The following is an 11,388-nucleotide window of genomic DNA, read 5'->3' as shown; positions in this document are numbered from 1 at the left end:
ATTCGTTAGCCTAACAAGCAAATATCAAAAGATACATTAATTTCTAATGAACCGCCGTGTACCGAACGGTATGCACGGTGGTGTGAGAGGACGCTAAATAAAATAATTATTTAGCTCCTACTCGATTGTTCAAGATATTATATGTACTGAAAACTACCGGTTCAGGATTATATTTTAGGGAGGTTATCAAATGGAAATTTATTTTATCTTAGTAATACTAATACTTGGCTTAATATTGACAGGGGCATTTTTCCCAACTTGGACACCAGGTATTAAGGGGAAAAATAGTGTTAGGGTATATGAGCAAGTTTCAATAAACGGCGCTAAACATCAACTGATGATACGAGGCGTAGATAAGAATAACCCTATTTTAGTTTTTGTACATGGTGGGCCAGGGTGTTCGGAAATTCCGTATGTAAGAAAATATCAAGATATTTTGGAGCAAAAATTCACCATAGTTCACTACGACCAACGTGGAACTGGCAAATCATATCATTTTTTTGAGGACTACTCAAATTTATCTCCAGAATTACTCACAGATGACTTAATAGCACTAACTAGGTATATTCGTAAAAGATTTGGAAAGGATAAGGTGCTGTTAGCTGGTCATTCCTTTGGATCTTATGTTGGAATGCTGGCTGCTGCAAAAGCACCAGAAAATTATATTGCCTACATCGGAATTGGCCAAGTATCAAATTTTAATGAAAGTGAAACAGATTCTTTAAATTATTGCATTGAAGAGGCAAACAAAGCAGGAAATAAAGACGATATTGCAAACCTTGAAAAAATAAGAAGCCAGGTTGAAAAGGGAGATAGTTTCGTTCCACGTAATTACATACAAAAATATGGTGGTGGTTCACGCCTTATTGATGAGGATGGACTTTATAAAGGCTATCGTACGAATCGGGAATACAATTTACTTGACAGAGTTCGTCTTAATTTAGGCGTGAAAAAAAGTGAGGTCATGATTGGTGACTTACTTCAGAATTCATTGCCAAGTCTTGTTAAAAAACTTGAAATACCATGTTACTTCCATATGGGACAGTATGATTATAAGACTTCATCAAAAGCCGCAAAGAATTATTTTGATTCTATTACATCACCTGAGAAAGAATTTATACTATATTCGGAATCAGCGCATTATCCACAATTTGAAGAAAAAGAAAAATTTGCTGAGTGGCTTATTAAGAAATTCTCAAACTAACATATCTTATTAATAGGGGTATGATCCAGAAATCTCAATCATCAAGTTCTTGATACCAATGCATGATACATTGCTAAATTTATCATGTCCATTCATGGAGATATACAAAAAAATACCTTTGGGAAATCGATCGATATATGTTGATACGTTTAATGTCTCCTATACTAGCAATAAACCTAGAAAGGAGTTGATCATAATAAGAGGAAAGCAAATTTTCTTTTTTCTTGGCGAATACTACAGGAAATCTCAAACGTAAAAAGGATGAAAATATAAATACAATTGTAATAAGAGGTGCTCATTATACCAGGAATAACAATAGAGTTAACTCTAATATCTAATAATTCCACCAACTGACCACAATTTATATTATTGGTTAGATTATAATTTTCATTTTAAAGGAATATGTTTAAAATATATTTTAGAGAAATTAAAACACCGATATTATTCAAAGAATTCTTTCAATATATCGGTGTTTTGTAAATATATGTATTGATGTATAAAATCCGCGTTTCGCGGTTACTACCCCTAGTTAGATTTTCATAAGACAATTTTATACTAAAATATATATATTAATGAATTTACCTTTTTTTAATGTTATATTAATGTTTCTCATACTTCAAAGAAAGGTTTTCCATTTATACTAAATACAACAAAGTAAGTGGTAAGTAAAAAAAATAGCCAACAACATAATGGAGGATTATAAATGAGTGAATGTATATTAAAGGTAAATAATTTAACTAAATGCTATAACAATGTGATGGTACTGGACGGAGTTTCTTTTACAATTGAACAAGGGAAAATATATGGATTTATTGGAGAAAATGGTGCAGGAAAGACAACTACCATAAGAATACTCGCAGGTCTCTCAGAAGCTACGGACGGAGAAATTGAGATTTTAGGGCAGACAGAGAGAAAACAGTTAGAATCTGTTCGAAGAAAAATAGGTACATTAGTTGAAAAGCCTATTCTATATGATACTCTTTCGGCAATTGACAATATGAATATGCAATGTATACTTTATGGACAGAAAAACACTAATATTGTACCACAATTATTAGAAAAAGTAGACCTTGCAAATGTGAAGAAAAAGAAAGTGAAGGATTTTTCACTTGGTATGAAGCAAAGACTTGGCATTGCAATGGCTCTGGTTCAAGAACCTAAGCTTCTCATTTTGGATGAGCCAGTTAATGGTTTGGATCCAATGGGCATGGTCGATATAAGAGAACTGTTAAAATCACTAAATAAAGATTACGGTATTACAATTATTATTTCTAGTCACATATTGACTGAATTATACCAACTTGCAACTGATTATATTATTATTAATAAAGGTAAAATTGTGGAAATTATGACATTAGAAGAGTTGAACGATAAATGTAAAAAACATATTATTATTGAAACAGATGAGGCCTTGAAAGCTACTGAAACAATTAGGAGAGAATTAGGAACAGAAAACTATATAGTATCAGAGAATACAATTAAACTTTATGATTGTATAGATGATGTTAAAAAAGTTGCAAAAATATTATTTGCTGATGGAATTTTAGTTACTAGGTTTACAGTTGTAGGAGAAAATCTTGAAGAATATTATATTGATTTGTTGGGAGGAAAATAAGAATGAACAGGATATTGCAATGGGAATTTAAAGGATTGTTTAAATCAGGGAAATTTGTGGGTACTTTTATCTTTATGTTATTAGTAGGAGTCAGTTATATTGGCATTGGTATGTCAGATGGTGTGAAATCTGGATTTGATGGATTTATTGGTGTTAGTTATTTTGTTACTTCAACTTTATATCTTGCAGGTTCTGTATTTGCTGGAATTTATTTCACCTCAGCCTTTCAAGAAAGAATGATTCAAAATGCAGTTATGGCTGGTAATAGTAGATTTAAGATAGTAATAAGTAAATGTATAGGTTATTATACCGCGATGATTCTCTTTATTTTATGTCCAATATTGATTGCGACTTTAACAATGACTGGAATACTCGGAATTGGCACCATAGCAACAGGTAATATTATTTTGGTTATGCTCCGAACTGTCTTATTGGTATTATTAGTGAATATTGCCACTATGAGTGTTTGTATACCAATCTCATTTTTTGCTAAAAGTATTGGGTTATCAATAGGGATAAATGTAGGGGTAATTCTTATTTGGAACGGTTTGACACAATCTTTTACTTCTAGTCCACAAATTATGAAGGTATTGCAGTATACCTCAATGGGGCAGTCGTTCTTAATTTTTGGTGAATTAAGTGGAAATGATATTTTGAGAACCGTAGTTGTATCTGTAGTTACAATCTTTGCAAGTATTTTTGTAGCATATATTAAATTTAGAAAAGAAGAATTGAAGTAGAGATATAAGATGATGCTCTTTGAAATAATTATTTGTGGGTTAATTGTATTATTTTGATATAATATAGTTAATTAGAAAAAATTACAATTGAAGAATATCAAGGGGGATACTGTAATGTATAAAATACTAATTGCAGATGATGAAAAAGACATTATAAAACTTCTGCGTTTATATCTTGAAAAAGATGACATTAAAATATATGAGGCCTATGATGGAATGACAGCTATGGGTTTATTAACTGAATATGAAATAGATTTGGCTATTGTAGATATTATGATGCCCAAAATGAATGGATTTGAATTGATTAAAAAAATTAGAAAAACAAACAATATTCCCATTATGATTTTATCAGCCAAAGTTGAAACAGCTGATAAAATATTTGGATTAGAGCTTGGAGCAGATGACTATATAACAAAGCCCTTTGAGCCTATGGAAGTTGTAGCTAGAGTAAAGGCTAATTTAAGACGCTTTTATAACTTAAATAAATTAAAAATGAATCAAGATCCAGAAATAAAAGTGAGAGACTTAACTCTGGATACAAATCAATGTGTACTCTTTAAGGGAGAAACAAAAATAATTCTGACTTCTGTGGAATATAAACTGTTAAAGCTGTTTATGGAGTCTCCGGGAAGGGTGTATACTAAAGAACAAATTTTTGAGTTTTGCTGGGGAGAAGTTTATGTGGTTGATGATAATACCATAAGAGTTTGTATCAGTAAGTTGAGAAACAAAATTGGTGAAGGAGAAATTAAATCTATTCGTGGGTTAGGATATAGATTGGAGGCATAGTATGAAAAATCTAAAAAAATATTTAATTTGTCTTTTTATTGTGATTACAGTCGTAATGGCATTATTGAACTCTGTAATAAAAAGTGTATTTGAGACTATAACTGTAAACATTACGAATAAGAATGTGATGGCACTGTCATTATTTTTTTATATGACAACAAGTCTTTTAGTTCTTGCCGTTGGTACTGTTATATTTGTTCGTAAAACTAGCAAGAAAGTTGAAGAAGAAAATATAAGATATAATCAGGAAAGAAATATGCTGTTTGCTAATATATCTCACGATTTAAAGACACCTATTACTACGATCATGGGATTTTCAAAGGCATTATATGATGATGTGCCGAGTGAAGCAGAAAAAAAGGAGCTTCTCAATTCAATTTATGAAAAATCAAAAAAAGTAAATGAATTATTGGATTTGATGTTTCAATACACGAAACTTAATGGAGTGGATTTTGAGATGAAACTGGAGGAGACGGATGTTGGAAGAATTATTAAAGAGACAACAGCATTATATTATAATGAATTTGAGCAAAGGAATATAGAAATAAATATAGAAATACCTGAAAAACCTATAAAAAGAAATCTAGACAGAGTAGAGTTCGGAAGGGCAATTTCTAATCTGCTAATTAATGCATATCTCCATAATAAAATTGGGAGTGAAGTTTCTATTCGTTTGGAAGAAGAAGATTTGATCAAAGTTATAGTGGCAGATAATGGAGAGATTATTAGAACTGATATGCTGGAAGAAATTTTTAATCCATTTGTTTGTGAAGACGAATCTAGAAATAGCAAAGGCGGAAGTGGGTTAGGGCTAGCCATAACAAAAAAAATAGTAGATAAGCATGGTGGAAAGATTTATATTGATTCTAATATAGATGGATATACTAAAGGATTTGTTATTGAATTATAAATGAGATTGTAAATATAGAAACTCAAACGGTATAAAATAAGAGCAGACGTAGACAAAGAGAGGTAATAGTTATGAATAATAAGATTTTAATTATTGAAGATGATATAGCTATTAGCGAAATGGTTAAAAATTATTTAACAAAGGATGGATTTATGGTAACAACCGCTGCTGACGGCGAAGAGGCAATTATTAAATATTTAAATCATGATTTTGACTTAATCCTTCTGGATTTAATGATGCCTAAGTTAGATGGTATAGAAACTATGAAAATAATTAGAGAAAAAAGTTCAGTACCTATTTTGATTATGTCTGCAAAAGATAGTGATGTGGATAAAGCAATAGGACTGGGTTTTGGTGCCGATGATTATATTACTAAACCTTTTTCTATGATTGAGTTTACTGCAAGGATTAAAGCAATCATTAGAAGAGCAACAAAATATTCTAATAATGAAAAAATAGAAGAAGTATTGGTGATGAAGGTTGGAAATCTTATTATAGATGTTGAAAATTTCTTGGTTAGCAAAAATAATCAATCGATTTCCCTTACTTCAAAGGAATTTGATATTTTAAAATTGTTTATAAAGAATCCTAATAAAGTATTTACTAAGGCTCAAATCTATAGTTTTATTTGGAAGGATGAATACTTTGGGGATGAAAATGTAATTAATGTGCACATGCGAAGGTTAAGAGAAAAGATAGAAGATGACCCTTCAAAGCCACAATACATAAAGACTCTATGGGGTATTGGGTACAAGCTGGAGGTTAATTAATGATTAATTTATTATTAATAATTATACTTATTTTAATATGCATAATATCTTTTCAATATAAAATTGAAAGAGAAAGAAGTAAAAACTTAACCTATATAGAAAGCAAGTTAAACAAAATTATTAAGGAAAATACTAAGGAAAATACTAAGGAAAAACTCCTTGTTGTTACTTCAGATAAGAAGCTTAGAAAATTATTAGTGGTGATAAACAGTATTCTAGACTTCAGTGGAAAAGTATTGTCAGATTACACAAAAAAAGAAATATCTATGGATAAAATGCTTTCAAATATTTCTCATGATCTAAAAACACCACTTACAGTAGTACTGGGATATATTGAAACTATAAAATTGGACGATAATATCAGTAGTGAAGAACGAGAGATATTGCTTTCAAAAGTTCACATTAAAACCCTTGAAGTAATTGCCCTTATCAATAAGTTTTTTGATTTGGCCAAGCTAGAATCAGGAGATAAGGATGTGCCTATGTCAAGAGTTAACATGAATGAAGTTTGTATTAAAAATATATTAGATTTCTACGAAAATTTGACTGCAAACGGTTATGAGGTGAATATAGATATTCCTGAAAAAAGTATATATGCACTGGGTAACCTAGAGGCACTAGAAAGAATAATGAATAATTTGATTTCTAATGCCATAAGGTATGGAAGTGATGGCAAATATATAGGGCTTAAATTAAGCTGTGATGATAGCTTTTGCTATGTAGAGATTTGGGATAAAGGTAAAGGTATCGATGAGATTAATGTTGAAAAAGTATTTGAGAGGATGTATACACTTGAAGATTCAAGAAACAAGTTATATCAGGGAAGTGGGTTAGGGCTTACAATAACTAAAAGGCTCGTGGAAAAATTAGGAGGAGAAATTTCTCTTAAAAGCAAACCCAATGAGAAAACTAGCTTTACTTTTAAGCTAAAGAGAATAAATTATTAGAGAACTTCTTTGAACTTAAGAATTTTGTAAGATTTGCTTAATAAAAAAGAGAATTCTATATTGTACAATAAAATTATAGTAAATGTGTTTTATTTTACTAATAATAAAGAGGATGAGCGAATTATAATGAAAGAAAAAGTATCGAAGGATCATCCTATCTTATTCTCGATTATGTTGGGAGTCATATTAACTGTTCTAGTTACCTTTGCAAGTGCAATTTCCTCAATACTTAAGTTTAGTAATGTTGAAACTATAATGGCTCAAACAGGTGCATTTCTAGTAATGGCAATCATAATTACTGTATATATGACAAGCAATGGTAGAAGACTCTCAATGTTCGGATTTCGTAGGGTCGAATTACCAAAAACTAAGGAAGTACTTTATTACATTCCCTTACTAGTTGTTGCACTAGTTATACCTACACTTGGCGGCATTAATACAGATTTATCATTAAAAGTAGTTATGAGCATTATAATATTTACATTTCTTGTTGGATATACTGAAGAATTTATTTTCAGAGGAATTATAAAAGAAAAATTAAAATCAAAGGGAGGGACTTTTTATATAATCTTTTCTTCTATATTCTTTGGAGTTCTGCATATGGCAAATGGGCTTAATGGGGATATTTTCAGCGCTATATTACAAGCTTTAAACGCTTTTTTAGTGGGTATCATTCTTTCACAACTTATAACTGTTGTAGATAATATAATCCCACTTATTGCTTTTCATTTTATGTATGATGCATTAGCTTATATAACTAAGGACAACCCTGGAAATGTTAATCTGGAGTATATAGCCAGCGGTATACTTACTGTTTTATTGGTATCCTACGCTAGTTACCTGTTTAACATATTAAAAAATAAAAATTTTGAAACTAACAAAACAATAGTTACAAGGAGTTGATCGTAAGTGAAAATCAATCGATACATTACTTGTTTTTTCATAACAGCACTCATATTAGGTGCTACGGGTTGTGTCAGAAATACAACAACAGATACTGAAATTATAGAACTTGATAATGCAAAACGTGTCTCCATAAGTGTGCACATGGGAGCGGGAGAGATGGATATACAAAGTGGATCCGATAAACTTATTGAAGGTGAATTCATTTATAACGTGCCTAAATGGAAGCCAACTATTAAATATTCAAAAACGGGAAGCGATGGAACCTTGAGTATAGAACAACCATATTTTACCACTATTGTTCTTGGCGCGAATAACCGTAATGAGTGGAATTTGAAGTTGAATAAAATTATTTCTACGGATATAAGCTTGTTTTTAGGTGCTGGCAACGGTAATATCAATTTGAAGGGCATGAACTTAGAAAACGTTGATGTGAATATGGGAGCGGGCAAACTTGATATGGATTTGTCAGGTGATTGGAAAAAGGATGTTATTGTAAAAGTAAAGGGTGGTGTGGGTAGTACCAACATTATACTTCCCAAGAATATTGCCGTTATTGTAGATGTGACACAAGGCATGGGCAAGATTAGTGCCGACGGTTTTAGGAAAAGTGGCGATTCTTATGTTAACGATGTTTATGGTAAGTCAGATATTACCATGCGTGTAAAGATAAAAAGCGGAGTTGGTGAAACCAATCTGAAACTTGTACAATAAATAAAGAAAAGAGGTACGCAATTTGAATTATATATTAAGAATAACAAATTTAGTGAAAAAATTTGGAGACAAAGAGGTTATATCTAATGTAAATATGAATGTTAAAAAAGGAGAGATATACGGTTTCTTAGGTCCTAATGGAGCAGGTAAAACCACAATTATGAAGATGATATTAAATCTTATTAAACCCAGTAGCGGAGAAATAGAAATTTTTGGTGAGACACTTAATTTTGAAGCATATGAAACTTTGAAACGAATAGGGAGCATTATTGAGTATCCGGTATTTTATGATAAACTAACTGGCAGGGAAAATTTAGAACTTCATTGCGAGTACATGGGATATTACGATAAAGGGGCAATTGATAAGGCAATAGAACTAGTAAATTTAAAAGATATTGACAATAAGGCAGTTAAGGATTTTTCTTTAGGAATGAAACAGAGACTGGGAATTGCACGGGCAATTATAACGAGGCCTGAGTTTTTAATATTAGATGAGCCAATAAACGGTCTGGATCCAATAGGAATTAAGGAAATTAGAAATCTATTAAAAATGTTAAGTAAAGAATATGGCATTACAATTTTAATCTCAAGTCATATTTTAGGTGAAATAGAACAAATAGCAGACACTATAGGGGTAATAAATAATGGAAGGTTAATAGAACAGGTTTCCATGGACAGCATTAGAGATCAGCATACTGAATATGTAGAGATAATAACTAAGGATTGTATAAGAGCAGCTTATATTTTAGAAAATGATTTAAAAATTTCTAACTTTAAAATTTTAGGCGATAATACAATAAGAATATATGACTTAAAGTTAGTTCAAAAGGATATTTCAAAAACTCTAATTTTAAACGGTATTAATATTGAAGGTATAAATAAGAAAAATAGTACACTAGAGGATCATTTCTTAAAGCTTCTAGAAGGGAGTGATTTAAGTGCTTAAATTAATGAAATTAGAAATTATGAAGTTTAAAATTAATAGAAATCTAAAAGGCGTTGTTTTTGCAAATTTAATTATTCTAGGGTTTTTATTAATCATTGTTTTTGGTGCGAAATCTCAAAAGGAAGTTCTCTTTAGTAATTATAATGATATTTTATTGATCGTTGGTAGTTTTGTAAGAGCCACTTTCTCAATTTTTGCAGCTGTGCTAATTTCAAGAATAATAATTGGTGAATACAAAAATAAAACAATAAATATTCTATTTATGTATCCAATAAACAGAAAAAAAATTATGTTATCAAAGTTTATGATAGTGGTAATATTTGCTTTTACTACTATGGTAATATCAAGTCTTTTCTTGTATTTTAGTTTGTTTATTTTAAATATCTTTGCAAACTTTATTCAACAACCGCAAACTCAGGATATTTTGGTGAAAAACTTAATTAATATTGTTGTGAGTTCAGCAAGCTTTGCCTTTATAAGTTTAATTCCGGTATTTGTAGGTATGAGAAGGAAATCTGTGTCAGCCACAATAGTAACTTCTATTATATTAGTAAGTTTATTAAATAGTGGAATTAATGGGAATTCATTAGGAAGCACTTTCTTAATTCCGTTGATCCTTGCAGGTATAGGAGCACTTGCAGCTTATCTATCTATAAAAGATGTAGAAAAAGTGGATGTGAGTTATGATTGATGATGTAGATTTTATAAATAATAGTAAGGTTATTAAATCAGCTAGAGTTATAATACCCGACATCAATGTCGGGGTGATACTAGTTATACGGAATTTAGAACAAAAAAGTTTTTGCCCATAAGTTATATGTTTTGTTCCAATTGAAACGTAGTTGTGTAAACGTAAGTGCTATAATTTTACATTTGAATTTAGATTACTAAAAATATTATTGGGAGGTAGTAAAATATGGTTGAAATTATATTTCAAATAATTGTTTTCTCCCTTGGGGTTTGGGGAATGATTTTTACTATTAAAAATAGAAGAACCATGCCTGGTGGATTATATGGTATTTTACAAAACAAGTATGAAATTATAAATAAAGATAAACTTAACTCTATACTATGTATGAGAAGTTATGCATTATCAATATACTTTATTTTTATATCAATTATAGCAATTTTAACAAAGAACTTTTTACCAATTGTATTTTTAGGTCTAACCCCTATAATTTTCGTTGCATTTAATATTAAAGCAAAAAAATATGTAAAATTCTTTGATTAGAAGTTTAATAAGTAGTGGTTATATGGTTTTATAATTCGTAATCTTCTTAAGGGTTACATTAATCATGGTTTTAGAGTTAGTGAATCATCGTAATCAAAGACGAAGCAATAGTTCGACAAAGTTAATTATTTTAAGCAGAGTATTTTTAGAGGAGTGATATTATGGTAAACATTCTTGCAGTTGCAGGTCCAAATTCAAAATATAAGTTACCCTATGCTCAGCCTGCTGGAGTAAACAATGACGAATTTATAATATATATTAATTATTATTAGAGGTGGTGGTTTAGATTAATAATAAAAAAACAAAATTGAGAAAGATATTGGTTTCAGTAATAGAATTTATATTTTGTGTAAGTTATTTGTTGGGTTTAATTCCTACTAAAATTGGGATACTAATAATTTTTCCCTATGCAGGGTGTAGGCTATTGTTTAAGGGATTTAATTCAAAATCAAAAAATAAATACTCAAAAAAACTTTCAATTTTGTTTGGCATTTTGTCTATTATATTGTTTATTATTTCTATAGGATTGATTGTAATTCCAGTAGATTATTTTTAACAAGTTAATTCGCCTGTTTCTTGAAATGCGAATTAAGGGAATCCATTTTTGGATTCTCTTAAA

Annotated in this window: 13 protein-coding genes; all 13 read left to right on the top strand. The window is 30.2% G+C overall.

Annotated features, from left to right (window positions below; all coding sequences use genetic code 11):
- Positions 1 to 235 precede the first annotated feature (235 nt).
- Complete coding sequence (locus tag CLVI_RS13395) at positions 236 to 1,204, top strand: alpha/beta hydrolase (RefSeq protein WP_242980696.1); 969 nt, start codon at positions 236 to 238, stop codon at positions 1,202 to 1,204.
- Positions 1,205 to 1,907: 703 nt separating this feature from the next.
- Positions 1,908 to 2,819 (top strand): ABC transporter ATP-binding protein, encoded by a 912-nt coding sequence (locus tag CLVI_RS13390; RefSeq protein WP_106060630.1) that lies wholly within the window; start codon positions 1,908 to 1,910, stop codon positions 2,817 to 2,819.
- Positions 2,820 to 2,821: 2 nt separating this feature from the next.
- Complete coding sequence (locus CLVI_RS13385) at positions 2,822 to 3,559, top strand: hypothetical protein (protein WP_106060629.1); 738 nt, start codon at positions 2,822 to 2,824, stop codon at positions 3,557 to 3,559.
- Positions 3,560 to 3,673: 114 nt separating this feature from the next.
- Entirely contained in the window at positions 3,674 to 4,348 is a 675-nt protein-coding gene (locus tag CLVI_RS13380; RefSeq protein WP_106060628.1) for a response regulator transcription factor, read from the top strand.
- A gap of 1 nt (position 4,349) precedes the next feature.
- The gene (locus tag CLVI_RS13375; RefSeq protein ID WP_106060627.1) at positions 4,350 to 5,258 is read left to right on the top strand and encodes a sensor histidine kinase; all 909 of its coding nucleotides are present in this window, start codon (positions 4,350 to 4,352) and stop codon (positions 5,256 to 5,258) included.
- A 71-nt stretch (positions 5,259 to 5,329) separates the two neighbouring features.
- Positions 5,330 to 6,028 (top strand): response regulator transcription factor, encoded by a 699-nt coding sequence (locus tag CLVI_RS13370; RefSeq protein WP_106060626.1) that lies wholly within the window; start codon positions 5,330 to 5,332, stop codon positions 6,026 to 6,028.
- Complete coding sequence (locus CLVI_RS13365; protein WP_106060625.1) at positions 6,028 to 6,975, top strand: sensor histidine kinase; 948 nt, start codon at positions 6,028 to 6,030, stop codon at positions 6,973 to 6,975. The genes CLVI_RS13370 and CLVI_RS13365 overlap by 1 nt, the downstream gene beginning before the upstream one ends.
- Positions 6,976 to 7,101: 126 nt before the next feature.
- Complete coding sequence (locus tag CLVI_RS13360) at positions 7,102 to 7,878, top strand: CPBP family intramembrane glutamic endopeptidase (RefSeq protein WP_146127335.1); 777 nt, start codon at positions 7,102 to 7,104, stop codon at positions 7,876 to 7,878.
- 6 nt (positions 7,879 to 7,884) lie between these two features.
- Positions 7,885 to 8,592, top strand: coding sequence for a toast rack family protein (locus tag CLVI_RS13355; RefSeq protein WP_106060623.1), 708 nt, complete (start codon positions 7,885 to 7,887; stop codon positions 8,590 to 8,592).
- A 22-nt stretch (positions 8,593 to 8,614) separates the two neighbouring features.
- A complete protein-coding gene (locus CLVI_RS13350; RefSeq protein ID WP_106060622.1) occupies positions 8,615 to 9,538 on the top strand; it encodes an ABC transporter ATP-binding protein in 924 nt (307 codons plus the stop codon).
- Between the two features lie 4 nt (positions 9,539 to 9,542).
- Complete coding sequence (locus tag CLVI_RS13345) at positions 9,543 to 10,229, top strand: ABC transporter permease (RefSeq protein ID WP_242980694.1); 687 nt, start codon at positions 9,543 to 9,545, stop codon at positions 10,227 to 10,229.
- Positions 10,222 to 10,350 carry a hypothetical protein gene (locus CLVI_RS18005; RefSeq protein WP_278320529.1) on the top strand — a complete coding sequence of 43 codons (129 nt, stop codon included), beginning with the start codon at positions 10,222 to 10,224 and terminating at the stop codon, positions 10,348 to 10,350. The genes CLVI_RS13345 and CLVI_RS18005 overlap by 8 nt, the downstream gene beginning before the upstream one ends.
- Before the next feature lie 104 nt (positions 10,351 to 10,454).
- Positions 10,455 to 10,769: a hypothetical protein gene (locus tag CLVI_RS13340; RefSeq protein WP_106060620.1), complete on the top strand. Its 315-nt coding sequence runs from the start codon at positions 10,455 to 10,457 to the stop codon at positions 10,767 to 10,769.
- Positions 10,770 to 11,388: the final 619 nt, after the last annotated feature.

The organism is Clostridium vincentii (assembly GCF_002995745.1).
In the GTDB taxonomy this organism is placed as follows: Bacteria; Bacillota; Clostridia; order Clostridiales; family Clostridiaceae; genus Clostridium; species Clostridium vincentii.
Note: the sequence above shows the minus strand (reverse complement) of the source record. Positions and strands in the feature narration are given on the sequence as shown.

Coding starts and splice junctions, on each gene's coding strand:
- CLVI_RS13390 (WP_106060630.1), top strand. CDS start 1,908: ATGAGTGAATGTATATTAAAGGTAAATAATTTAACTAAATGCTATAAC.
- CLVI_RS13385 (WP_106060629.1), top strand. CDS start 2,822: ATGAACAGGATATTGCAATGGGAATTTAAAGGATTGTTTAAATCAGGG.
- CLVI_RS13380 (WP_106060628.1), top strand. CDS start 3,674: ATGTATAAAATACTAATTGCAGATGATGAAAAAGACATTATAAAACTT.
- CLVI_RS13375 (WP_106060627.1), top strand. CDS start 4,350: ATGAAAAATCTAAAAAAATATTTAATTTGTCTTTTTATTGTGATTACA.
- CLVI_RS13370 (WP_106060626.1), top strand. CDS start 5,330: ATGAATAATAAGATTTTAATTATTGAAGATGATATAGCTATTAGCGAA.
- CLVI_RS13365 (WP_106060625.1), top strand. CDS start 6,028: ATGATTAATTTATTATTAATAATTATACTTATTTTAATATGCATAATA.
- CLVI_RS13360 (WP_146127335.1), top strand. CDS start 7,102: ATGAAAGAAAAAGTATCGAAGGATCATCCTATCTTATTCTCGATTATG.
- CLVI_RS13345 (WP_242980694.1), top strand. CDS start 9,543: ATGAAATTAGAAATTATGAAGTTTAAAATTAATAGAAATCTAAAAGGC.
- CLVI_RS18005 (WP_278320529.1), top strand. CDS start 10,222: ATGATTGATGATGTAGATTTTATAAATAATAGTAAGGTTATTAAATCA.
- CLVI_RS13340 (WP_106060620.1), top strand. CDS start 10,455: ATGGTTGAAATTATATTTCAAATAATTGTTTTCTCCCTTGGGGTTTGG.